Genomic DNA, 24,290 nt, shown 5'->3' with positions numbered 1-24,290 from the left:
ATGCATTATGAAAATCTTGAAGAACAATGTCAAAAATTAAGACAGCTGTCCTTCACAACATTATCCAAAAATTTACAGGATGCTAGTTTGCTCGCCATTTCAACCCCAGCAGAATCCTTACAGAAGTCACTTCTTGTATTAGAGGAAATTTTATATGAGATTTATCGATTGGAAATGCATACCGAACCTAAACTCAAAAATGTCCGAATGCTATTAAATAATCGAAGTTTTGTGGCGCAAATTCATCCTCGTCGAATTTATTTATTGATGAATCTAATTCATAAAATGACAAGCCATACTAGTAATGACATTGTAGAAGCCAAAGCAGCTAAAATTGTTTTAGACTATCTTAGCGATATTGTTGAATGGTTTATGAAGCGCTATGATCGTAGTTTCAAATCGAACCGCCTGTCTTCTCATGTCACAGAACTTCCTTCTATATTTGATAAAAATATACTTCAGCATGAGCAGTCACGAGAGGCTTACGAACATGCTGTCAAATGGTTTGAAGTAGCTGCCCAGAATGGAGATGCAAGTGCTCAATATAACTTAGGTGCTCTTTACAATCATGGGCGAGGTGTAGAAAAGGACTATAGGCTTGCAAAAATGTGGTATGAACGAGCTGCCGCACAAAATGACGCAAATGCTCACTATAGCCTCGGTGTACTTTATCATCTAGGCCAAGGTGTTATACAGGATTATCTAGAGGCTGCACGTCATTACCAAATAGCTGCTGATTTAGAGAATGCTGACGCCCAATACAATTTAGGTGTACTCTATAATCAAGGCTTAGGCCTATCTCAAAATTTTAATGAAGCTGCCAAGTGGTATACCTTAGCAGCCAATCAAGGGAATACAAGTGCCCAAAACAATCTAGGCTTTCTTTATCATAATGGCACGGGTGTGGAGCAAAGCTATGATAAGGCCGTCGCTTATTTCAAAATGGCTGCCTTAACTGGAGATGCAAGTGCTCAATACAATCTCGGTTATATGCATCTTAAAGGGCGTGGTATTCCCCAAAACCAAGAAGAAGCAGCAAAATGGTTTCATATGGCTGCTTTACAGGACCATGTGAACGCAGAGTTTCAACTGGCCATGCTCTATAATACTGGGCAAGGAATGACGAAGGATCATATAGAAGCTTTAAAATGGTTCAAGCTAGCGGCACATAAAGGACATTTAAATGCTCAATACTGTCTTGGCCTGCTGTATGAAAAAGAACAGAATCTTGTGTCAGCAGAAAAGTGGCTACTGCAAGCTGCTGACAATGGCCATATCAGCGCTGGCTTCGAGCTTGGACGTCTATATGCATATCAGCTTCAAGACCCAGCCAAGGCAATGTCATATTTTAGGACAGCCGCTGAAAAGGGCTATGCAGATGCACAGTATGAGCTTGGCCTATTACTGACATCTGGCACTGGTGTTCCTATAAATTATAAGGAGGCCGTTAAATGGTGGCGAGCAGCAACCGATCAATCACATATTCAAGCTGAATATCAATTAGGCCTACTTTATGAACAGGGATTAGGGGTAGCCTTAAATCTTGAGGAGGCACGCAGATGTTATCGACTAGCAGCCACTCAAGGCCATGCAGGTGCGCAGTATCAACTGGGCAATTTATTTGATAAAGGTAAAGGCGTAGAACAGGATTACACAGAGGCAGCTAAATGGATTGAACAGGCTGCATCACAAGGACATATGAAGGCACAATACCAATTAGCCCAAATGCACATTCATGGACAGGGCGTACCAAAGGACTTTGCAAAGGCCGCCCAGCTTTATCGACTATCTGCTAATCAAGGGCATCAAAAAGCCCAATTCCAGCTTGGTATGCTCTACAAAAAAGGGCATGGTGTTGCACAAGACTATCAAGAGGCGACAAGATGGCTGAAAAAGTCACTGGAAGAAATTAAATAAATATTAAAAAACCTACCGCATCACATAAGACACGGTAGGTTTTATTAATGACTGCTATTATCCTTTTGTTGTTGAATCATAAATGTTACAACAATAAATAAAGCAAAGCTAATTAATAGCGTAGTTCCTCCTACAATAAAGAAGACTAATGTAAAAGTGCTACCAAAATTAAATGGATTTATATTGTAAAACCACATGCCTAACGTTAAGCCCAGAACACCCACAATAGCTGTCCAACCATGAATGGTTACTAATTTTTGTGATTTCACTTTGAAGGCTCTATAAAAAATACCCCAGGCAAACATACTAAGCCAGCCAACAAGTAAAATATGTGCATGTATCGGTCTATATTCATAACTACCTGATCCCGACATATGTGAACCTAAATATGTGCCGATTAAAGCAAAAATTGCCGCTAATCGAATAAGGCGTATGCTCCACTTTTGTTCCATACGATAACTCCCCCTAGTCGTGTTTCAACTAAGTAGCAGTTTATCTTGTGAACATGAACTTTACATGAACTCCTTATGACAAAATTGGTAGATGGATATAAACCTTTGTGCCCGCATGCACTGTACTTTGCATCTGTATGGTCCCTCCATGTAGCTCAACAATTTGTTTGACAATCGCTAAGCCTAGTCCGGTCCCTTGCTTGGTTCTAGACGCATCGGCACGATAAAAACGGTCATATACTTTTGCTAACTGATCCTCAGTCATTCCTATCCCACTGTCCTCCACAAGAATTTCAACTAAGGCAGATCTTTTTTGTAAATGTAGATGTATTTGCCCACCCTCTACATTATATTTAATGGCATTTGTCAGTAAATTATCCCATACGTTTTGTAAAAGCCCTGCATCGCCATCAAAAATAATTTGCTCAAGCTTATATGATATTTGAAGTTGTGACTCTTCCATTTGCCAACGATACTTTCGTACAGTTTCCTTTAGCTGTTCATCTAAACGATAAGACTCACGTTTTACAATTATTGTCGATTGGTCAAGGGAGGTTAATAATAATAACTGTTTGGTTAATGTAGATAGGCGTTTTGTTTCTAGTTCAATGATTGCTGCATATTCCTGTCTTTCCTGTTCAGTAAGGGAAGGATTTTTCAGTAAATCTACATACCCTTGAATATTTAATAAAGGTGATTGAAAATCATGTGATACATTACTAATAAATTCCTTCCTTGTACGATCAGTTTCCTGTAATCTCTCGGTCATCCTATTAAAGCTTGATGCTAATTGACCAATTTCATCTGCACGATCAATATCTAGAACTGTATCAAATTTTTCATGCGCTAGCTGTTGAGTGGCTGCTGTTAACTTTGTAATGGGGCGAATTAATGCTTTAGCAAATAGTAGCATGGCAAGTAGGCTCAGTATTGTCATAACCAACATTAATCCTGCAAGTATTGTATGCACCTCAGAAAACAATAAACGAATATCAGGTCTTATGAATAATGCATAGGACTTGCTTCCATAGGTAAATGGCACACCAATTGTATTATTCAGTTCATTAGCAAAAAATCCTGTTACAAAGGTTTCTTTAGGAAAATCTCGCATACCATGATAGGTTTCCCCATTTAAAACACGCTCTACCACAGACGTTGACAATGTTTTATCACGATATGGACCGCCAAAAAATTGCCCCTCCTCACCAGTTGTCACATAAATTTGATAGCCGATTTCACCCAATGTTGTCAGATAGCTATTTAAATCCTCTGGTTTGTCTGTCTCAATATAATGCACAATATCCTGTGCTATGCTAACGTTCTTTGCATCATTTTTTTCTTTTATAACTTGATGGTAATAGGTATTCGTTGCCAAAAATCCCATACATAAGCTTCCGATCATTACCAGCATTGTTGTTACAACAAATTTACTATATAAGGTTTTCATGTTGCTTCCTCTAGCTTATAGCCAACACCTCTTACTGTTGTAATTTCAACAGCCGTGTCATATCGGTTTAATCTTTCACGAATCCGCTTCACATGCGTATTTAACGTTTGCTCATCTCCATCATAGTCATAGCCCCATACTTGTTCCATAATATAGCTACGAGTAAACACTTGATGGGGACGTGATGCTAACAAAGCCAGTAATTCAAATTCCTTTAAAGGTAATATAAGTGTATTTTCCCCTATTACAACCTCAAAGCTTCGTCGGTCAATTACTAGTTTACCTACTTGGATGGTTACTTGGTTTTTTTTATCAAATCTCCTCAATATCGCAGCTATACGAAATAATAATTCCTTTGGTTCAAAGGGCTTTACAACATAATCGTCAGATCCTGCTAAAAAGCCACGTTCTTTATCCTCTAGCTCACCTTTTGCTGTTAATAATAAAACAGGAATATCATAATCTTGAGTTAAATACTCTGTCAGTGTAAAACCATCCATTCCTGGCATCATCACATCGACAACAGCTAAATCAGGCAGACTCCCTTCGAGTAAGGCTAGTGCCTGCTTTGCATTTTCAGCAAGTAGCACTTGGTAGCCTTCCTTTGTAAGATAAATATTGACTAGCTGTAAAATATGAACATCATCATCGACAACAAGGATCTTCACCTGCCCACCTCCAGTTAATAAGAAAAAAACCGATCATATAGAACAAATTTTTTCATCATAAATTACTATTATTTTATAATGAAAATATAGAAATCAACAGCAATAAGAGAAAAGGTAATCCAATAACAATATAGCCTCTAGGATTGGCAAGGTTCATGGTCCATCCTACCCCAAAGCGTTTCTCCACAAAAACGGATGGGTCTTGTCGATTCATATAAATTAAGCCGCCCTTCCAATAACGATCCTCATCCACATCCATTACTTGGGAATCTATATTTGCTTCATAGCGTACTTTATGTTTATACTTTTTCACCACATATATCAGTAATGAACCCAGCAAAACAACTAAGAACAAAATAAATACTGGTAATAGCTTATAGCCTACTGTCATAGAAGGATAGATGTTACTTAATTGTAAAATTGTTAATAAAGCTGTTAATGCAGAACTTATCAGTAGTATTTGCCAACTCATGTATTTTCGTGTTTTTAGCTGATCCTCCAACGATTCCTCTTTGCGATTTACAGCTAATTTAATTGCAGAACGTTTAATGGAGTCGGTAATTCCCCACATCATACACTGCATCATTAGCATTACCAGTGGCAGTGAAATAGCTGTAAAATAGGTCTTGTTTCTCCAGGCATCCGCTTCGCCACTCGGCCCCCAATGTACTGCTATATCATTTGGCATGAGATCGTAATGAAGGTATGTGTAAATGATCAAAAATACCGATATTCCTAATGGAACAGCAAAAAAAGACCAAGGAAGCATTTCATCACGGCTTCTTGCAGTTAAATCCACTGCCCGTACTTGTTTAATATTTGCGCCCCACTGCTCTTGTTTTTTCAACTTCGATACCTTTTGATGATTTATCCAATACAACGCCATACTTACTGCAAGCATACTAAACAAACAGCTTAATAAAACAATACTTTGAATAGATTCAGAAGGAGCAAATTGATTGTAACTTATAATCATGATGATTAGAAAAACTATCCCTGTTCCCCCTACGAACTGCACATACTGTTTTTTCAACTGAGCTAAGATGGGATGCTTAATATTTTGATCAGGCACTGTGACTCCAAAAACGATTGTCTCTCGTACAATATAGGGAACGACTATTTGCAAAGCTAATGTCATGATGTAAATGGTTATAAAAACGCCAAGTAGCATTTTGCTACACTCCCTCTGCTGGAATTTGCAAATCGGCAAAAACTTTTTTCATCATGTGCTCAATTTGTTCAGCTGTTGCGCCGAGCACCATTCCTTCTGCCACAACAGGTTTCAAATTCTTTTCGATTTGTCGCAGTTGCTCAGGTGATAAAGCTCTCTCCTCTGCTGAACTTATAGTAGCCCCAGATTTTGGCCGAATGGTAATAATCCCTTTTGCCTCTAATTCATGATAACTTTTATTAACAGTATGCATATTAACACCTAAATCGGCAGCTAAACTTCGCACAGACGGTAAAGTATCACCTGGCTTCATTTCTCCTTTAGCAATTCCTTCGATAATTTGACGTGTTACCTGCTCATAAATAGGTACGTCTGATTGAAATTCTATTTGAATAAACATGTTTATCAGCTCCACATTTGTTATACAACTAATATAACAAATTTCTCTCCACCTTGCATGAGATTGAAATTTTTAAATAGGGGTATTTTTTATGGTTTCAATAAATCTTTGCACAAGTAAATTCTGCTTCTCATTATTCCTTGTACAAATTGCAATTTTATGTTTAATGGCATGTATATCCTTCACATAAACTCTCGCCAATTGCCCACTCTCTACATACTCTCTAACAGCAAGAGAAGAAATAAAATTTGCACCATAGCCCGCCATGACTGAGCGAATGGTTTCATGAATGCCATTAAATTGGAGTGCGATATTGGGTGGTTTCACTTGGTAGGTTTGACATAATGAGAAAAGATGCTCCCTCATTTTAAAATGCTTTCAAAATTCACATGTTGCGCATCTATAATGACACGACACCCACTATCCGTCTTTCTGATTTGTTTCTGGAAAGGATAAATAGCTCTTAGATTGCTCCATATACTTAAAAGCTGTTGAAATTGTATTTAATCCTACCTCTAATTTGTTACTCAAATGCTCTCGGCTTACTTTGATAATGCCATTGTATGTAAAATCATAAATCAATTTTTCTAGCACCCTATGTACTTTCTCACCAGGATAAATACCTTGTGCTGCTAAAGTTTCTTCTAGTTGCTGCAGGCGTTCTTCTTTGAGTTGCCGATCTCCTTTTTGATTGCCGTATGTAATAAATGTTTAGACTGCTTGGTTTGGTGTAGTTTTTAGTTTATTTTTCATGATAGTTGCTCCTTTTTTGAAGCAAAAAAGCGTTTTACATCGCTGTAGTAACGATGCAAAACGCTTTCGATGACGGAAACTTTTTAATAAATTTACGCCTTTGGCGAATAACCGTTCAATGATCTCGATGCCTTCTTTAGTGTTTCGAGCCAATCGATCCAATCTGGTTACAACAAGCATGTCACCTTCATTTAATTTAGACAGCAGCTCATTTAATTGTGGTCGGTCTGTTTTCGTTCCTGTGAATTTCTCTTTATAAATAACAGTCGCTCCTTCACTCTCCAACGCTTGAAGCTGAACCTCTAATTCCTGTGATACAGTCGATACCCTTGCATAACCGTAAATCATAGAAAAATACCTCATTTCTGCACTACATTTATCGACCTAAGTTATGACACCTTTTTACACCTTGATATTACTGCATCAACACACTGGTGTAAAAACTATTAAGTTTTGGCACTGTATAAATAAAAAAGACCACCTCGTATGAGATGGATACATCATTCTATCTATTCAATTAAAGCACCACGTTTGTTGAACAAGGAATTTTGTTTACCCTTCAACAATTGCAAGATATTTTTTGATTTCTCCTTCAGATTCAACAATTAAAATATCTCCTCGTTCTTTGGTAGAAAAAATCTTTGTACCAACAGGAAGTTTATTCGACATCTCATCTCTAAAATCTGTATTAGCATCATTTTTTGTTTTTATTTCACCGATTTGAACATCTTTTGTTAAAGACAATTCTTCAACCCAATCAATATTAGTTTTGTAGATAACTCCATCATACTGAAAAATATCAGCATCAGAATCTAATGTTAAAACTTCTTCGGCATCTATACTGTCAATTGATACTGTTGTAGTTCCCCCTTGAATATTGCATCCTGTAATCATGAATAAAGCTAATGCGATCAAACCATAGAATAATTTTTTTATTTTCAATTTACCCACCTCTTTTATATAGACACCTATTGTCTACCAAAAGTTACATATTCAACTAAATATCTTCGTTAGTTGAACAAGAATCCGTTCCACAACTCTTTAAGTTTTGATATCAAGGCTGATGGGAAAGTATGGGTATTCACCCCATACATTAGAATTTAAATCCATAAATAACTTTTATACCATTTAAATCATCAGTTTGGGGAGTTGTCATTTTAGTTCTATCTCTGCTGCTATCCATAAGACGGCTTTGTACTAGCCGTAGTAAATTAGCATAGAAAAACCGCGTAACTAAAAAAACAGTTACACGGATGTACTATATAAAAGATGCCTTACTGCTCCCCATCTAAGCTAGTAAGACATCTTTACCCCTTAAAATCTCTTAACTTTTATTTATAGACCCCTTTTAATTCAATCGTGCTCATCTCTTTAAACGGGGGAACAGACCCCGTCACGTTATGTTAGTGGAATAGGCTGGATTGTACCCGAGTGCAATCCTTAGATAGTTATTAGGAAAGTTTGATATGTTGGATAGTAGACTTGTATTTTACGCTAATTTTTCATACCCTGGAAGTGTCAAGAATTCCGCAAATTCATCTTGTTCAATTAAGGATTTAAACAGTTCAGCAGCTTCTTCATAGCGACCACTGTTATAAGCTTGTTCCCCAACAGCCTCTTTAATTTTCACAAGTTCTTCTTCCAATATTTCTAAAACAAATGCTAGTGTAATACCGCGTCCATCATCTAAGATTCCTTTGGGATGACGGATCCATTGCCATACTTGTGTACGAGAGATTTCTGCTGTTGCAGCATCCTCCATCAAGTTATTAATTGGTGCAGCTCCGTTACCTCGAAGCCATGAAGCAATATATTGTACACCCACACTACAGTTAATACGTAGACCTTCAATTGTAATTGTTCCTTCTGGTACAGCTACTAAATCTTCGGCTGATACTTGTACATCCTCACGCTTTTTATGAATTTGATTAGGCGTTGTCATAATAGCATCAAATTGCTCCATCGCTGTTGCAACCATACCAGGATGTGCTACCCATGTACCGTCATGCCCCTCTGTTGCCTCACGACGTTTATCTTCTGCCACCTTTGCAAATGCCACTGCATTCGCCTCATCATCATTTTTAACTGGAATTTGAGCTGCCATTCCGCCCATTGCTGGTGCATTTCGCTTGTGACATGTTTGAATACATAAAGATGTATAGGCTTTCATAAAAGGTACTGTCATCGTTACTTGCCCACGGTCTGGCAAAATAACATCAGCTTGATTGCGTAGACGTTTAATGTAGCTGAAAATATAATCCCAACGACCACAATTCAAACCAGCTGAATGTTCACGTAGCTCATATAAAATTTCATCCATCTCAAATGCAGCTAAAATCGTTTCGATTAATACAGTAGCTTTTATTGTCCCCTGTGGAATACCAATATAATCTTGAGCAAACACAAAGACATCATTCCATAGTCGAGCCTCTAAATGACTTTCAAGCTTTGGTAGATAGAAATATGGCCCTGTACCTTGTGCAAGTGCGTTTTTGGCATTGTGGAATAGATATAAACCGAAGTCAAAGAAACTACCTGAAATCGGCTCTCCATCCACCAGGACATGCTTCTCAAGCAAGTGTAGACCTCGTGGACGAACTAATAGCACTGCCGTCTCATCATTTAATTTATATGTTTTACCATTGGATACTTGTGTAAACTCAATCGTCTTATTAATAGCATCACGCATATTAATTTGACCGCCAATCATATTTTCCCATGTCGGAGAAGATGCATCTTCAAAGCATGCCATGAACATTTTTGCTCCAGAATTTAACGCATTAATAACCATTTTCCGATCAACAGGCCCTGTAATTTCAACACGGCGATCTTGCAAGTCGTTTGGAAGTGGTGCGATTACCCAATCACCTTCACGAATATGCTTTGTCTCTGGTAGGAAATTCAGCTTCTCTCCCGCATCAAGTCGTTTTTGGCGTTCTTGTCGAGCCTCCAACAGCTCCTTGCGGCGAGCATCAAATTTTTCGTGCAGAGCAAGAACAAATTCAAGAGCTTCAGGTGTCAAAATTTCATTAGTTTGCTCATTTTGTTCTCCAACAATTTTAAGCTTACCTGTCGTTGCTTGTTCCATTAGCTGTTTACCCACCTTTGTCATTTTAGTTTCGTCATCCTCCGCTTTAGGAGGAGCGGAGGAGACTATTCTATGATTATGAATTTAGGAAAACACGTATTTAAACTACGACTTATACAAACTGTTCTGTTTCAGTAGAACCAGCCATTGCTGTTGTAGAAGAAGTACCACCAGAGATAACCTGAGAGATTTCATCAAAGTATCCAGTACCTACTTCGCGTTGGTGACGTGTAGCTGTATAGCCTTTAGACTCAGAAGCAAATTCTGCTTGTTGTAGCTTAGAATATGCAGCCATACCATTATCTTTATAGTCATGAGCAAGCTCGAACATAGAGTGGTTTAGTGCATGGAAACCTGCTAAAGTAACGAATTGGAATTTATAACCTAACTTACCAAGTTCACGTTGATACTCTGCAATTTCTTCTTCTGAAAGATTTGCCTTCCAGTTGAATGAAGGTGAGCAGTTGTACGCAAGCATTTTACCTGGGAACTCAGCATGAATAGCTTCAGCAAATTCTCTAGCTTCTTCAAGTGATGGTTTAGAAGTTTCACACCAAATTAAATCTGCATATGGAGCGTAAGCTAAACCACGAGCAATTGCCTGTTTGATTCCAGCTTTTGTACGGAAGAAGCCTTCAGGTGTGCGTTCACCAGTGATGAACTCTGCATCACGTGGATCAATATCTGATGTAACCATATCAGCAGCATCAGCATCTGTACGTGCAATTAAAATTGTATCTACACCCATAACATCTGTTGCTAATCGTGCAGCTACTAAGTTACGAACAGCATTTTGTGTTGGAAGTAATACTTTACCTCCAAGGTGTCCACATTTCTTTTCAGAAGCTAATTGATCTTCTAAGTGAACACCAGCTGCTCCTGCTTCAATCATACCTTTTACAAGCTCGAATACGTTTAGAGGCCCACCAAAACCTGCTTCTGCGTCTGCTACGATTGGCGCGAACCAATCAAATTGATCAACACGTCCTTCAGCATGATCAATTTGATCTGCACGTTGAAGCGCTTGATTAATTCGTTTTACTACTGCTGGTACAGAGTTAGCTGGATATAATGATTGGTCAGGATACATTTGACCAGACAGGTTTGCATCAGCAGCTACTTGCCAGCCTGATAGATAGATAGCCTTTAAGCCAGCTTTTACTTGTTGTACTGCCTGATTCCCCGTTAATGCCCCCAATGCATTGATGAACGGTTCCTCATGTAATGAATTCCAAAGTCGAGTAGCACCTTTTTGCGCTAGTGTTTGTTCAATTACTACTGTTCCCTGTAATTTAACAACTTCTTCAGCTGAATATGTGCGTTCAATACCAGCCCAACGTGGGTTTTCAGCCCATTGTTTTTCTAAAGTTTCGATTCTTTCTTGACGAGTTGACATATTGAAATTCCACCTTCCCCTTTGTGTACAATATACTCTGTTAAAAAACTTTTAATTATCTGTTCCATAACAGGTTTATTTGTTGTAAATTAATATATAACAGACTATTTGAATTTTCATTATTTTTCGATAAAAGATCAAATTTTAAGGATAAAACTACCTTTTTTGACGATGAAATTTGGAAGACTGTTTACAAACAAGGGGGATATTCACAATGAACAATGAGTTAAATTCTTTCGTAAAAGATATTTCACAACAATATATTTTTATGTTGAAAGACTGGATACCTGCTGATTCATCCATTGCGATTGCTGTTGAAAATTCTTATGTTTATTTTCACTCTGGTCACCAAAGTATTCATTTAGAGATAGGTCAACAAGTCTTACCTGGGAGTATTGCGGACCAAGTATTACAGACTCAAAAAAGAACAGATGCTATATTAGATAATTCCCTATTCGATACGCCATATTACGGCATTGGTTATCCTATATACATTCAAAATAAGCCTGCTGCTCTCGTCATTGTCCTACCGTCATCATTTACAGCAAAAAGAGCAGAACCATTTCAATTTTTAACTGGAAAGCAAGAGGAGGAATGGAATCCTGTAGCAATTAATAAAATATCTCATATTGAAAGCCTACAGAAAAAAACATGGTTTTATGTAGAGGGTGATCAGTATAAAACGAGCATTACACTCAAAGAACTTCAATTACGATTACCATCATATTTTATTCGTATCCATAGATCTTACATTGTAAATATACACTTCATAAAAAAAATGGCACGTGATTTAACATCAAATTTTATTGTCACTTTAATTGATGGAAGTGAGTTGCCAGTGAGTCAATCTTATCTAACTGATCTTCGGAGTGCTCTTGAATTTTAAGTATATAGGGCTGTCTTTTTCGGGGGACAGCCTAATTTAAACTATCTTCTTAATTTGTGTACAACAAAAAAGACCAGAGAATTTATTCTCTGATCTTTCATTTGCCTAGCGACGTCCTACTCTCACAGGGGGAAGCCCCCAACTACCATCGGCGCTAAAGAGCTTAACTTCCGTGTTCGGTATGGGAACGGGTGTGACCTCTTTGCCATCATCACTAGACTTTGTATTTAATTGAAAGAATTGTTCTTTCAAAACTGGATAAACGGTGCATTGAATGCTTCAAACTTTTTTGGTTAAGTCCTCGATCGATTAGTATTCGTCAGCTCCATGTGTCACCACACTTCCACCTCGAACCTATCTACCTCATCGTCTTTGAGGGATCTTACTTACTTGCGTAATGGGAAATCTCATCTTGAGGGGGCTTCATGCTTAGATGCTTTCAGCACTTATCCCGTCCACACATAGCTACCCAGCGATGCCTTTGGCAAGACAACTGGTACACCAGCGGTGTGTCCATCCCGGTCCTCTCGTACTAAGGACAGCTCCTCTCAAATTTCCTACGCCCACGACGGATAGGGACCGAACTGTCTCACGACGTTCTGAACCCAGCTCGCGTACCGCTTTAATGGGCGAACAGCCCAACCCTTGGGACCGACTACAGCCCCAGGATGCGATGAGCCGACATCGAGGTGCCAAACCTCCCCGTCGATGTGGACTCTTGGGGGAGATAAGCCTGTTATCCCCGGGGTAGCTTTTATCCGTTGAGCGATGGCCCTTCCATGCGGAACCACCGGATCACTAAGCCCGTCTTTCGACCCTGCTCGACTTGTAGGTCTCGCAGTCAAGCTCCCTTGTGCCTTTACACTCTACGAATGATTTCCAACCATTCTGAGGGAACCTTTGGGCGCCTCCGTTACCTTTTAGGAGGCGACCGCCCCAGTCAAACTGTCCGCCTGACACTGTCTCCTGCCCCGCTAAGGGGCATGGGTTAGAATTTCAATACAACCAGGGTAGTATCCCACCGACGCCTCCTTCGAAGCTGGCGCTCCGAGATCTCTGGCTCCTACCTATCCTGTACAAGTTGTACCAAAATTCAATATCAGGCTACAGTAAAGCTCCACGGGGTCTTTCCGTCCTGTCGCGGGTAACCTGCATCTTCACAGGTACTATAATTTCACCGAGTCTCTCGTTGAGACAGTGCCCAGATCGTTACGCCTTTCGTGCGGGTCGGAACTTACCCGACAAGGAATTTCGCTACCTTAGGACCGTTATAGTTACGGCCGCCGTTTACTGGGGCTTCAATTCGCAGCTTCGCTTGCGCTAACCACTCCTCTTAACCTTCCAGCACCGGGCAGGCGTCAGCCCCTATACGTCACCTTACGGTTTTGCAGAGACCTGTGTTTTTGCTAAACAGTCGCCTGGGCCTATTCACTGCGGCTCTCATGCGCTTGCACGCTCAAGAGCACCCCTTCTCCCGAAGTTACGGGGTCATTTTGCCGAGTTCCTTAACGAGAGTTCTCTCGCACACCTTAGGATTCTCTCCTCGACTACCTGTGTCGGTTTGCGGTACGGGCACCTCTCACCTCGATAGAGGCTTTTCTTGGCAGTGTGAAATCAGGAACTTCGTCCATACGGACTCGCCATCACAGCTCAACGTTACAGTGTGCGGATTTGCCTACACACACGCCTTACTGCTTGGACGCGCACAACCAACGGCGCGCTTACCCTATCCTACTGCGTCCCCCCATTTCTCAAACGGTGAGGAGGTGGTACAGGAATATCAACCTGTTGTCCATCGCCTACGCCTATCGGCCTCGGCTTAGGTCCCGACTAACCCTGAGCGGACGAGCCTTCCTCAGGAAACCTTAGTCATACGGTGGACGGGATTCTCACCCGTCTTTCGCTACTCATACCGGCATTCTCACTTCTAAGCGCTCCACCAGTCCTTCCGGTCTGACTTCAACGCACTTAGAACGCTCTCCTACCACTGACATCGTAGATGTCAATCCACAGCTTCGGTGAATCGTTTAGCCCCGATACATTTTCGGCGCAGCGTCACTCGACCAGTGAGCTATTACGCACTCTTTAAATGATGGCTGCTTCTAAGCCAACATCCTGGTTGTCTGTGCAACGCCACATCCTTTTCCACTTAACGATTACTTTGGGACCTTAGCTGGTGGTCTGGGCTGTTTCCCTTTTGACTACGGATCTTATCACTCGCAGTCTGACTCCCGTGTATAAATATCTGGCATTCGGAGTTTGTCTGAATTCGGTAAACCGGGATGGCCCCCTAGTCCAAACAGTGCTCTACCTCCAGTATTCTCATCACGAGGCTAGCCCTAAAGCTATTTCGGAGAGAACCAGCTATCTCCAAGTTCGATTGGAATTTCTCCGCTACCCACACCTCATCCCCGCACTTTTCAACGTGCGTGGGTTCGGGCCTCCAGTAAGTGTTACCTCACCTTCACCCTGGACATGGGTAGATCACCTGGTTTCGGGTCTACGACCACGTACTATTTCGCCCTATTCAGACTCGCTTTCGCTGCGGCTCCGCCTTCTAAAGCTTAACCTCGCACGTAATCGTAACTCGCCGGTTCATTCTACAAAAGGCACGCTATCACCCATTAACGGGCTCTAACTACTTGTAGGCACACGGTTTCAGGATCTCTTTCACTCCCCTTCCGGGGTGCTTTTCACCTTTCCCTCACGGTACTGGTTCACTATCGGTCACTAGGTAGTATTTAGCCTTGGGAGATGGTCCTCCCGGATTCCGACGGAATTTCACGTGTTCCGCCGTACTCAGGATCCACTCAGGAGAGAACGAACTTTCGACTACAGGGCTTTTACCTGCTCTGGCGGACCTTTCCAAGTCGCTTCATCTAACTCGCTCTTTTGTAACTCCGTATTGAGTGTCCTACAACCCCAAGAGGCAAGCCTCTTGGTTTGGGCTCTTCCCGTTTCGCTCGCCGCTACTCAGGGAATCGATTTTTCTTTCTCTTCCTCCAGGTACTTAGATGTTTCAGTTCCCTGGGTCTGCCTTCAAGACGCTATGTATTCACGTCAAGATACTACGCGATTAAACGTAGTGGGTTCCCCCATTCGGAAATCTCCGGATCAAAGCTCACTTACAGCTCCCCGAAGCATATCGGTGTTAGTGCCGTCCTTCTTCGGCTCCTAGTGCCAAGGCATTCGCCGTGCGCCCTTAATAACTTAACCAAGTTATTAAGCCTATAAAAAACTTAAAAAATAAATGTGTTTGTTACAATTTCAATGTCGTTTTATCCAGTTTTCAAAGAACAAAAAAATGGTGGAGCCTAGCGGGATCGAACCGCTGACCTCCTGCGTGCAAGGCAGGCGCTCTCCCAGCTGAGCTAAGGCCCCAAGAGGTATATATGGTGGGCCTAAATGGACTCGAACCATCGACCTCACGCTTATCAGGCGTGCGCTCTAACCAGCTGAGCTATAGGCCCTCTTGGAAGTTTTATTAAATTTCATAAACCTTCAAAACTGAACGCAAAACGTAATCTTACAAACCCAAGGTTTGTATTCCGAAATAATCCTTAGAAAGGAGGTGATCCAGCCGCACCTTCCGATACGGCTACCTTGTTACGACTTCACCCCAATCATCTATCCCACCTTCGGCGGCTGGCTCCAAAAGGTTACCTCACCGACTTCGGGTGTTACAAACTCTCGTGGTGTGACGGGCGGTGTGTACAAGGCCCGGGAACGTATTCACCGCGGCATGCTGATCCGCGATTACTAGCGATTCCGGCTTCATGTAGGCGAGTTGCAGCCTACAATCCGAACTGAGAACGACTTTATCGGATTAGCTCCCTCTCGCGAGTTGGCAACCGTTTGTATCGTCCATTGTAGCACGTGTGTAGCCCAGGTCATAAGGGGCATGATGATTTGACGTCATCCCCACCTTCCTCCGGTTTGTCACCGGCAGTCACCTTAGAGTGCCCAACTAAATGATGGCAACTAAGATCAAGGGTTGCGCTCGTTGCGGGACTTAACCCAACATCTCACGACACGAGCTGACGACAACCATGCACCACCTGTCACCGTTGCCCCCGAAGGGGAAACTATATCTCTACAGTGGTCAACGGGATGTCAAGACCTGGTAAGGTTCTTCGCGTTGCTTCGAATTAAACCACATGCTCCACCGCTTGTGCGGGCCCCCGTCAATTCCTTTGAGTTTCAGTCTTGCGACCGTACTCCCCAGGCGGAGTGCTTAATGCGTTAGCTGCAGCACTAAGGGGCGGAAACCCCCTAACACTTAGCACTCATCGTTTACGGCGTGGACTACCAGGGTATCTAATCCTGTTTGCTCCCCACGCTTTCGCGCCTCAGCGTCAGTTACAGACCAGAAAGTCGCCTTCGCCACTGGTGTTCCTCCAAATCTCTACGCATTTCACCGCTACACTTGGAATTCCACTTTCCTCTTCTGCACTCAAGTCCCCCAGTTTCCAATGACCCTCCACGGTTGAGCCGTGGGCTTTCACATCAGACTTAAAGGACCGCCTGCGCGCGCTTTACGCCCAATAATTCCGGACAACGCTTGCCACCTACGTATTACCGCGGCTGCTGGCACGTAGTTAGCCGTGGCTTTCTAATAAGGTACCGTCAAGGTACAGCCAGTTACTACTGTACTTGTTCTTCCCTTACAACAGAGTTTTACGATCCGAAAACCTTCTTCACTCACGCGGCGTTGCTCCATCAGGCTTTCGCCCATTGTGGAAGATTCCCTACTGCTGCCTCCCGTAGGAGTCTGGGCCGTGTCTCAGTCCCAGTGTGGCCGATCACCCTCTCAGGTCGGCTACGCATCGTCGCCTTGGTGAGCCGTTACCTCACCAACTAGCTAATGCGCCGCGGGCCCATCCTATAGCGACAGCCGAAACCGTCTTTCAGTCCTTCACCATGAAGTAAAGGAGATTATTCGGTATTAGCCCCGGTTTCCCGGAGTTATCCCAAACTACAAGGTAGGTTGCCCACGTGTTACTCACCCGTCCGCCGCTAACGTCAAAGGAGCAAGCTCCTTTTCTGTTCGCTCGACTTGCATGTATTAGGCACGCCGCCAGCGTTCGTCCTGAGCCAGGATCAAACTCTCCATAAAAGAAATTTGATTAGCTCAAATTGTTTTGCTGGCATCATGTTTGATGTCCAAAATTGTGTTTCGTTCACTAACCGAAGCTAGTTACTTAAAACTTTATTGATTACGTTTTGCTTGTTCAGTTTTCAAGGTTCATTTATTTGAATTGGTGGAGCCTAGCGGGATCGAACCGCTGACCTCCTGCGTGCAAGGCAGGCGCTCTCCCAGCTGAGCTAAGGCCCCGTTTTTTTATTTTTAGGAAATGGTCGGGAAGACAGGATTCGAACCTGCGACCCCTTGGTCCCAAACCAAGTGCTCTACCAAGCTGAGCTACTTCCCGTTGTTATTATGGCGCGCCCGACAGGAGTCGAACCCATAACCTTCTGATCCGTAGTCAGACGCTCTATCCAATTGAGCTACGGGCGCATTTAAATGGTGCCGAGGACCGGAATCGAACCGGTACGGTAGTCACCTACCGCAGGATTTTAAGTCCTGTGCGTCTGCCAGTTCCGCCACCCCGGCACATTTGGAGCGGAAGACGAGGTTCGAACTCGCGACCCCCACCTTGGCAAGGTGGTGTTCTACCACTGAACTACTTCCGCATGTGCATAAGCTTTTTTTATCTGGCAATGAAAATAATGGTGCGGGTGAAGGGAGTCGAACCCCCACGCCTTGCGGCGCTAGATCCTAAGTCTAGTGCGTCTGCCAATTCCGCCACACCCGCTTATTATTATTTGAAAATGGTGAGCCATGAAGGACTCGAACCTTCGACCCTCTGATTAAAAGTCAGATGCTCTACCAACTGAGCTAATGGCTCGAAAAATGGTGCCGGCTATAGGAATCGAACCCACGACCTACTGATTACAAGTCAGTTGCTCTACCTGCTGAGCTAAACCGGCATATGGTGGAGGATGACGGGCTCGAACCGCCGACCCTCTGCTTGTAAGGCAGATGCTCTCCCAGCTGAGCTAATCCTCCTGGGTATTATGCCTAGCGATGTCCTACTCTCGCAGGGGGAAGCCCCCAACTACCATCGGCGCTAAAGAGCTTAACTTCCGTGTTCGGTATGGGAACGGGTGTGACCTCTTTGCCATCATCACTAGACTTATTAAAAGACAAGATTTATTATACCATATTTCAGTATAAATACAAGCTTTTTTTAAAACTTACTTGTTCTTTCAAAACTGGATAAACGGTGCATTGAATGCTTCAAACTTTTTTGGTTAAGTCCTCGATCGATTAGTATTCGTCAGCTCCATGTGTCACCACACTTCCACCTCGAACCTATCTACCTCATCGTCTTTGAGGGATCTTACTTACTTGCGTAATGGGAAATCTCATCTTGAGGGGGCTTCATGCTTAGATGCTTTCAGCACTTATCCCGTCCACACATAGCTACCCAGCGATGCCTTTGGCAAGACAACTGGTACACCAGCGGTGTGTCCATCCCGGTCCTCTCGTACTAAGGACAGCTCCTCTCAAATTTCCTACGCCCACGACGGATAGGGACCGAACTGTCTCACGACGTTCTGAACCCAGCTCGCGTACCGCTTTAATGGGCGAACAGCCCAACCCTTGGGACCGACTACAGCCCCAGGATGCGATGAGCCGACATCGAGGTGCCAAACCTCCCCGTCGATGTGGACTCTTGGGGGAGATAAGCCTGTTATCCCCGGGGTAGCTTTTATCCGTTGAGCGATGGCCCTTCCATGCGGAACCACCGGATCACTAAGCCCGTCTTTCGACCCTGCTCGACTTGTAGGTCTCGCAGTCAAGCTCCCTTGTGCCTTTACACTCTACGAATGATTTCCAACCATTCTGAGGGAACCTTTGGGCGCCTCCGTTACCTTTTAGGAGGCGACCGCCCCAGTCAAACTGTCCGCCTGACACTGTCTCCTGCCCCGCTAAGGGGCATGGGTTAGAATTTCAATACAACCAGGGTAGTATCCCACCGACGCCTCCTTCGAAGCTGGCGCTCCGAGATCTCTGGCTCCTACCTATCCTGTACAAGTTGTACCAAAATTCAATATCAGGCTACAGTAAAGCTCCACGGGGTCTTTCCGTCCTGTCGCGGGTAACCTGCATCTTCACAGGTACTATAATTTCACCGAGTCTCTCGTTGAGACAGTGCCCAGATCGTTACGCCTTTCGTGCGGGTCGGAACTTACCCGACAAGGAATTTCGCTACCTTAGGACCGTTATAGTTACGGCCGCCGTTTACTGGGGCTTCAATTCGCAGCTTCGCTTGCGCTAACCACTCCTCTTAACCTTCCAGCACCGGGCAGGCGTCAGCCCCTATACGTCACCTTACGGTTTTGCAGAGACCTGTGTTTTTGCTAAACAGTCGCCTGGGCCTATTCACTGCGGCTCTCATGCGCTTGCACGCTCAAGAGCACCCCTTCTCCCGAAGTTACGGGGTCATTTTGCCGAGTTCCTTAACGAGAGTTCTCTCGCACACCTTAGGATTCTCTCCTCGACTACCTGTGTCGGTTTGCGGTACGGGCACCTCTCACCTCGATAGAGGCTTTTCTTGGCAGTGTGAAATCAGGAACTTCGTCCATACGGACTCGCCATCACAGCTCAACGTTACAGTGTGCGGATTTGCCTACACACACGCCTTACTGCTTGGACGCGCACAACCAACGGCGCGCTTACCCTATCCTACTGCGTCCCCCCATTTCTCAAACGGTGAGGAGGTGGTACAGGAATATCAACCTGTTGTCCATCGCCTACGCCTATCGGCCTCGGCTTAGGTCCCGACTAACCCTGAGCGGACGAGCCTTCCTCAGGAAACCTTAGTCATACGGTGGACGGGATTCTCACCCGTCTTTCGCTACTCATACCGGCATTCTCACTTCTAAGCGCTCCACCAGTCCTTCCGGTCTGACTTCAACGCACTTAGAACGCTCTCCTACCACTGACATCGTAGATGTCAATCCACAGCTTCGGTGAATCGTTTAGCCCCGATACATTTTCGGCGCAGCGTCACTCGACCAGTGAGCTATTACGCACTCTTTAAATGATGGCTGCTTCTAAGCCAACATCCTGGTTGTCTGTGCAACGCCACATCCTTTTCCACTTAACGATTACTTTGGGACCTTAGCTGGTGGTCTGGGCTGTTTCCCTTTTGACTACGGATCTTATCACTCGCAGTCTGACTCCCGTGTATAAATATCTGGCATTCGGAGTTTGTCTGAATTCGGTAAACCGGGATGGCCCCCTAGTCCAAACAGTGCTCTACCTCCAGTATTCTCATCACGAGGCTAGCCCTAAAGCTATTTCGGAGAGAACCAGCTATCTCCAAGTTCGATTGGAATTTCTCCGCTACCCACACCTCATCCCCGCACTTTTCAACGTGCGTGGGTTCGGGCCTCCAGTAAGTGTTACCTCACCTTCACCCTGGACATGGGTAGATCACCTGGTTTCGGGTCTACGACCACGTACTATTTCGCCCTATTCAGACTCGCTTTCGCTGCGGCTCCGCCTTCTAAAGCTTAACCTTGCACGTAATCGTAACTCGCCGGTTCATTCTACAAAAGGCACGCTATCACCCATTAACGGGCTCTAACTACTTGTAGGCACACGGTTTCAGGATCTCTTTCACTCCCCTTCCGGCGTGCTTTTCACCTTTCCCTCACGGTACTGGTTCACTATCGGTCACTAGGTAGTATTTAGCCTTGGGAGATGGTCCTCCCGGATTCCGACGGAATTTCACGTGTTCCGCCGTACTCAGGATCCACTCAGGAGAGAACGAACTTTCGACTACAGGGCTTTTACCTGCTCTGGCGGACCTTTCCAAGTCGCTTCATCTAACTCGCTCTTTTGTAACTCCGTATTGAGTGTCCTACAACCCCAAGAGGCAAGCCTCTTGGTTTGGGCTCTTCCCGTTTCGCTCGCCGCTACTCAGGGAATCGATTTTTCTTTCTCTTCCTCCAGGTACTTAGATGTTTCAGTTCCCTGGGTCTGCCTTCAAGACGCTATGTATTCACGTCAAGATACTACGCGATTAAACGTAGTGGGTTCCCCCATTCGGAAATCTCCGGATCAAAGCTCACTTACAGCTCCCCGAAGCATATCGGTGTTAGTGCCGTCCTTCTTCGGCTCCTAGTGCCAAGGCATTCGCCGTGCGCCCTTAATAACTTAACCAAGTTATTAAGCCTATAAAAAACTTAAAAAATAAATGTGTTTGTTACAATTTCAATGTCGTTTTATCCAGTTTTCAAAGAACAAGTTTTGAAGTGTTTCATTCAGATAGAATGAACCTTCAAAACTGAACGCAAAACGTAATCGTACAAACCCAAGGTTTGTATTCCGAAATAATCCTTAGAAAGGAGGTGATCCAGCCGCACCTTCCGATACGGCTACCTTGTTACGACTTCACCCCAATCATCTATCCCACCTTCGGCGGCTGGCTCCAAAAGGTTACCTCACCGACTTCGGGTGTTACAAACTCTCGTGGTGTGACGGGCGGTGTGTACAAGGCCCGGGAACGTATTCACCGCGGCATGCTGATCCGCGATTACTAGCGATTCCGGCTTCATGTAGGCGAGTTGCAGCCTACAATCCGAACTGAGAACGACTTTATCGGATTAGCTCCCTCTCGCGAGTTGGCAACCGTTTGTATCGTCCATTGTAGCACGTGTGTAGCCCAGGTCATAAGGGGCATGATGATTTGACGTCATCCCCACCTTCCTCCGGTTTGTCACCGGCAGTCACCTTAGAGTGCCCAACTAAATGATGGCAACTAAGATCAAGGGTTGCGCTCGTTGCGGGACTTAACCCAACATCTCACGACACGAGCTGACGACAACCATGCACCACCTGTCACCGTTGCCCCCGAAGGGGAAACTATATCTCTACAGTGGTCAACGGGATGTCAAGACCTGGTAAGGTTCTTCGCGTTGCTTCGAATTAAACCACATGCTCCACCGCTTGTGCGGGCCCCCGTCAATTCCTTTGAGTTTCAGTCTTGCGACCGTACTCCCCAGGCGGAGTGCTTAATGCGTTAGCTGCAGCACTAAGGGGCGGAAACCCCCTAACACTTAGCACTCATCGTTTACGGCGTGGACTACCAGGGTATCTAATCCTGTTTGCTCCCCACGCTTTCGCGCCTCAGCGTCAGTTACAGACCAGAAAGTCGCCTTCGCCACTGGTGTTCCTCCAAATCTCTACGCATTTCACCGCTACACTTGGAATTCCACTTTCCTCTTCTGCACTCAAGTCCCCCAGTTTCCAATGACCCTCCACGGTTGAGCCGTGGGCTTTCACATCAGACTTAAAGGACCGCCTGCGCGCGCTTTACGCCCAATAATTCCGGACAACGCTTGCCACCTACGTATTACCGCGGCTGCTGGCACGTAGTTAGCCGTGGCTTTCTAATAAGGTACCGTCAAGGTACAGCCAGTTACTACTGTACTTGTTCTTCCCTTACAACAGAGTTTTACGATCCGAAAACCTTCTTCACTCACGCGGCGTTGCTCCATCAGGCTTTCGCCCATTGTGGAAGATTCCCTACTGCTGCCTCCCGTAGGAGTCTGGGCCGTGTCTCAGTCCCAGTGTGGCCGATCACCCTCTCAGGTCGGCTACGCATCGTCGCCTTGGTGAGCCGTTACCTCACCAACTAGCTAATGCGCCGCGGGCCCATCCTATAGCGACAGCCGAAACCGTCTTTCAGTCCTTCACCATGAAGTAAAGGAGATTATTCGGTATTAGCCCCGGTTTCCCGGAGTTATCCCAAACTATAAGGTAGGTTGCCCACGTGTTACTCACCCGTCCGCCGCTAACGTCAAAGGAGCAAGCTCCTTTTCTGTTCGCTCGACTTGCATGTATTAGGCACGCCGCCAGCGTTCGTCCTGAGCCAGGATCAAACTCTCCATAAAAGAAATTTGATTAGCTCAAATTGTTTTGCTGGCATCATGTTTGATGTCCAAAATTGTGTTTCGTTCACTAACCGAAGCTAGTTACTTAAAACTTTATTGATTACGTTTTGCTTGTTCAGTTTTCAAGGTTCATTTAGCAACCATCTCTCGACAGCAACTTTTAAATTATAACATTTCTTCTTTTTCGTTGTCAACACTTTTTTTGAAATACTTTTCAAATCATCGGAGACAACTTTTAAATTATATTATAATCAATTGTTTATGTCAACATCTTTTTTCAAATTGTTTTTGAAGTTCGATGTCGTTGATTGCATTGTCTTAACGACAAGTAATAATTTATCACGTTGGAAAGCACTTCGCAAGTGTTTTTTAAACAAAATCTAATTTTATTTAATAAACTTGCTTTAATAAGCTATTTTGCGAATTTACGAGAATCGTGAATCATAGTATCTTTCCTTATTTATTATTTGTTTTACTATACATCTCTTTCTATTAAATCTCAATATCTTAAATTACAATACTACTTACTTTTCAAGTTAAATATAGCTCATAAAAAACTACAAATTTAAATATGTTGTTTAAGTCTTAGAAGGTTTTATAAAAATGCAATAAATGAAAATAAGCAGGCGCTAAAGTAGAAGTACTTTAGCGCCTGCTTATTTCTAATATGTCCCTATTTTATTTCATTACCTTGAGGGTCAACTATATTTAAACACCACAAGAAGTTATCCCATGCAGAATACCAGCCACTAAAGATTTCAGAAGAATCGTCCCAACGAACATCAAATTTCTTATGGCCATCTATTTCTACTAAATATAAAGTAAGAGTCTCGTCTTTTTTAGCAACGACTAATTTCATACCATGCTCGAGTTCTTCCTCTGTAAACGGAACATCAGAAACAGAACGTAATTGTGCCTGTTCATATACTTGTTTGTTAATAATTTTGTAATTCATTATAAGCCCCCAATAAAATACTTCTTTTTTATACTTATTGTATTTGAAAAACATAGAACTATAAAAGTATAACCTAAATATAAACCACGTTTAAACAACTTAATTTTTTTCATTGAACAAAAAGAAGAGAACTCACTATCATGTGAATTCTCCTCTTAATCCATTGACTGCTCTTTAATAGCTCTA

General features: G+C 43.5%; 13 protein-coding genes, 11 tRNA genes, 6 rRNA genes and 1 pseudogene. 2 read left to right on the top strand and 29 right to left on the bottom strand.

Features of this window, described 5'->3' with window-relative positions; translation table 11 throughout:
- Positions 1 to 1,917, top strand: a complete 1,917-nt coding sequence (locus NP781_RS23360; protein WP_221681320.1) for an SEL1-like repeat protein — start codon at positions 1 to 3, stop codon at positions 1,915 to 1,917.
- Between the two features lie 44 nt (positions 1,918 to 1,961).
- On the opposite strand, the gene NP781_RS23355 is transcribed toward NP781_RS23360, so the two are convergent.
- The 11 genes and pseudogenes from NP781_RS23355 to aceA form a co-directional block, all read right to left on the bottom strand.
- Positions 1,962 to 2,369, bottom strand: a complete 408-nt coding sequence (locus NP781_RS23355) for a hypothetical protein (RefSeq protein ID WP_004233089.1) — start codon at positions 2,367 to 2,369, stop codon at positions 1,962 to 1,964.
- A gap of 73 nt (positions 2,370 to 2,442) precedes the next feature.
- A complete protein-coding gene (locus NP781_RS23350) occupies positions 2,443 to 3,816 on the bottom strand; it encodes a HAMP domain-containing sensor histidine kinase (protein WP_221681318.1) in 1,374 nt (457 codons plus the stop codon).
- Positions 3,813 to 4,484, bottom strand: coding sequence for a response regulator transcription factor (locus tag NP781_RS23345; RefSeq protein ID WP_257520918.1), 672 nt, complete (start codon positions 4,482 to 4,484; stop codon positions 3,813 to 3,815). The genes NP781_RS23350 and NP781_RS23345 overlap by 4 nt, the downstream gene beginning before the upstream one ends.
- A 73-nt stretch (positions 4,485 to 4,557) precedes the next feature.
- Positions 4,558 to 5,655, bottom strand: a complete 1,098-nt coding sequence (locus NP781_RS23340; RefSeq protein WP_257520917.1) for a DUF1648 domain-containing protein — start codon at positions 5,653 to 5,655, stop codon at positions 4,558 to 4,560.
- Positions 5,656 to 5,659: 4 nt separating this feature from the next.
- Positions 5,660 to 6,055 carry a GntR family transcriptional regulator gene (locus NP781_RS23335; protein WP_257520916.1) on the bottom strand — a complete coding sequence of 132 codons (396 nt, stop codon included), beginning with the start codon at positions 6,053 to 6,055 and terminating at the stop codon, positions 5,660 to 5,662.
- 72 nt (positions 6,056 to 6,127) lie between these two features.
- Entirely contained in the window at positions 6,128 to 6,421 is a 294-nt protein-coding gene (locus tag NP781_RS23330) for a substrate-binding domain-containing protein (protein ID WP_257520915.1), read from the bottom strand.
- 54 nt (positions 6,422 to 6,475) lie between these two features.
- The gene (locus tag NP781_RS23325; RefSeq protein ID WP_231595767.1) at positions 6,476 to 6,637 is read right to left on the bottom strand and encodes a hypothetical protein; all 162 of its coding nucleotides are present in this window, start codon (positions 6,635 to 6,637) and stop codon (positions 6,476 to 6,478) included.
- A 258-nt stretch (positions 6,638 to 6,895) separates the two neighbouring features.
- Positions 6,896 to 7,156 (bottom strand): annotated as a pseudogene (locus NP781_RS23320) (recombinase family protein); the annotation flags it as partial.
- A gap of 204 nt (positions 7,157 to 7,360) precedes the next feature.
- Positions 7,361 to 7,759 (bottom strand): hypothetical protein, encoded by a 399-nt coding sequence (locus NP781_RS23315; protein ID WP_231595766.1) that lies wholly within the window; start codon positions 7,757 to 7,759, stop codon positions 7,361 to 7,363.
- 538 nt (positions 7,760 to 8,297) lie between these two features.
- Positions 8,298 to 9,896, bottom strand: a complete 1,599-nt coding sequence (gene aceB / locus NP781_RS23310; RefSeq protein ID WP_257522570.1) for a malate synthase A — start codon at positions 9,894 to 9,896, stop codon at positions 8,298 to 8,300.
- 112 nt (positions 9,897 to 10,008) lie between these two features.
- A complete protein-coding gene (gene aceA / locus NP781_RS23305; protein ID WP_221681309.1) occupies positions 10,009 to 11,292 on the bottom strand; it encodes an isocitrate lyase in 1,284 nt (427 codons plus the stop codon).
- A 214-nt stretch (positions 11,293 to 11,506) separates the two neighbouring features.
- Between aceA and NP781_RS23300 the strand changes: the two genes are divergently transcribed.
- A complete protein-coding gene (locus NP781_RS23300; RefSeq protein WP_221681308.1) occupies positions 11,507 to 12,178 on the top strand; it encodes a LytTR family DNA-binding domain-containing protein in 672 nt (223 codons plus the stop codon).
- Positions 12,179 to 12,281: 103 nt separating this feature from the next.
- Here NP781_RS23300 and rrf (NP781_RS23295) read toward each other — a convergent pair.
- From rrf (NP781_RS23295) to NP781_RS23210, 18 genes are all read right to left on the bottom strand, one after another.
- Positions 12,282 to 12,397, bottom strand: a 5S ribosomal RNA gene (rrf, locus tag NP781_RS23295).
- 70 nt (positions 12,398 to 12,467) lie between these two features.
- Positions 12,468 to 15,394 (bottom strand): 23S ribosomal RNA (locus NP781_RS23290).
- 89 nt (positions 15,395 to 15,483) lie between these two features.
- Positions 15,484 to 15,559, bottom strand: a tRNA-Ala gene (locus NP781_RS23285).
- Between the two features lie 12 nt (positions 15,560 to 15,571).
- Positions 15,572 to 15,648, bottom strand: a tRNA-Ile gene (locus tag NP781_RS23280).
- Between the two features lie 94 nt (positions 15,649 to 15,742).
- A 16S ribosomal RNA gene (locus tag NP781_RS23275) occupies positions 15,743 to 17,294 on the bottom strand.
- A gap of 143 nt (positions 17,295 to 17,437) precedes the next feature.
- Positions 17,438 to 17,513: transfer RNA gene (locus NP781_RS23270), tRNA-Ala, on the bottom strand.
- Positions 17,514 to 17,533: 20 nt separating this feature from the next.
- Positions 17,534 to 17,610, bottom strand: a tRNA-Pro gene (locus NP781_RS23265).
- A 9-nt stretch (positions 17,611 to 17,619) separates the two neighbouring features.
- Positions 17,620 to 17,696, bottom strand: a tRNA-Arg gene (locus NP781_RS23260).
- Between the two features lie 7 nt (positions 17,697 to 17,703).
- Positions 17,704 to 17,792, bottom strand: a tRNA-Leu gene (locus NP781_RS23255).
- 5 nt (positions 17,793 to 17,797) lie between these two features.
- A tRNA-Gly gene (locus tag NP781_RS23250) sits at positions 17,798 to 17,872 on the bottom strand.
- Positions 17,873 to 17,909: 37 nt separating this feature from the next.
- Positions 17,910 to 17,994 (bottom strand) — tRNA-Leu (locus NP781_RS23245).
- 17 nt (positions 17,995 to 18,011) lie between these two features.
- Positions 18,012 to 18,087, bottom strand: a tRNA-Lys gene (locus NP781_RS23240).
- Positions 18,088 to 18,093: 6 nt separating this feature from the next.
- Positions 18,094 to 18,169, bottom strand: a tRNA-Thr gene (locus NP781_RS23235).
- Between the two features lie 3 nt (positions 18,170 to 18,172).
- Positions 18,173 to 18,248, bottom strand: a tRNA-Val gene (locus NP781_RS23230).
- Positions 18,249 to 18,258: 10 nt separating this feature from the next.
- Positions 18,259 to 18,374 (bottom strand): 5S ribosomal RNA (gene rrf, locus NP781_RS23225).
- 115 nt (positions 18,375 to 18,489) lie between these two features.
- A 23S ribosomal RNA gene (locus NP781_RS23220) occupies positions 18,490 to 21,416 on the bottom strand.
- 181 nt (positions 21,417 to 21,597) lie between these two features.
- Positions 21,598 to 23,149, bottom strand: a 16S ribosomal RNA gene (locus NP781_RS23215).
- Together the 16S, 23S and 5S rRNA genes with 11 tRNA genes alongside form the textbook arrangement of a ribosomal RNA operon.
- A gap of 673 nt (positions 23,150 to 23,822) precedes the next feature.
- Complete coding sequence (locus NP781_RS23210) at positions 23,823 to 24,104, bottom strand: hypothetical protein (RefSeq protein ID WP_221683415.1); 282 nt, start codon at positions 24,102 to 24,104, stop codon at positions 23,823 to 23,825.
- Positions 24,105 to 24,290 lie beyond the last annotated feature (186 nt).

The sequence above is a fragment of the Lysinibacillus sp. FN11 genome (assembly GCF_024628845.1).
In the GTDB taxonomy this organism is placed as follows: domain Bacteria; phylum Bacillota; class Bacilli; order Bacillales_A; family Planococcaceae; genus Lysinibacillus; species Lysinibacillus capsici.
The sequence above is the reverse complement of the archived record's forward strand: the minus strand, read 5'-3'. Positions and strand labels throughout refer to the sequence as shown.

Excerpts from the sequence above, each read along its gene's own strand:
- NP781_RS23360 (WP_221681320.1), top strand. The coding sequence starts at position 1 with ATGCATTATGAAAATCTTGAAGAACAATGTCAAAAATTAAGACAGCTG.
- NP781_RS23355 (WP_004233089.1), bottom strand. The coding sequence starts at position 2,369 with ATGGAACAAAAGTGGAGCATACGCCTTATTCGATTAGCGGCAATTTTT.
- NP781_RS23350 (WP_221681318.1), bottom strand. The coding sequence starts at position 3,816 with ATGAAAACCTTATATAGTAAATTTGTTGTAACAACAATGCTGGTAATG.
- NP781_RS23340 (WP_257520917.1), bottom strand. The coding sequence starts at position 5,655 with ATGCTACTTGGCGTTTTTATAACCATTTACATCATGACATTAGCTTTG.
- NP781_RS23335 (WP_257520916.1), bottom strand. The coding sequence starts at position 6,055 with ATGTTTATTCAAATAGAATTTCAATCAGACGTACCTATTTATGAGCAG.
- NP781_RS23330 (WP_257520915.1), bottom strand. The coding sequence starts at position 6,421 with ATGAGGGAGCATCTTTTCTCATTATGTCAAACCTACCAAGTGAAACCA.
- aceB (WP_257522570.1), bottom strand. The coding sequence starts at position 9,896 with ATGGAACAAGCAACGACAGGTAAGCTTAAAATTGTTGGAGAACAAAAT.
- aceA (WP_221681309.1), bottom strand. The coding sequence starts at position 11,292 with ATGTCAACTCGTCAAGAAAGAATCGAAACTTTAGAAAAACAATGGGCT.
- NP781_RS23300 (WP_221681308.1), top strand. The coding sequence starts at position 11,507 with ATGAACAATGAGTTAAATTCTTTCGTAAAAGATATTTCACAACAATAT.
- NP781_RS23210 (WP_221683415.1), bottom strand. The coding sequence starts at position 24,104 with ATGAATTACAAAATTATTAACAAACAAGTATATGAACAGGCACAATTA.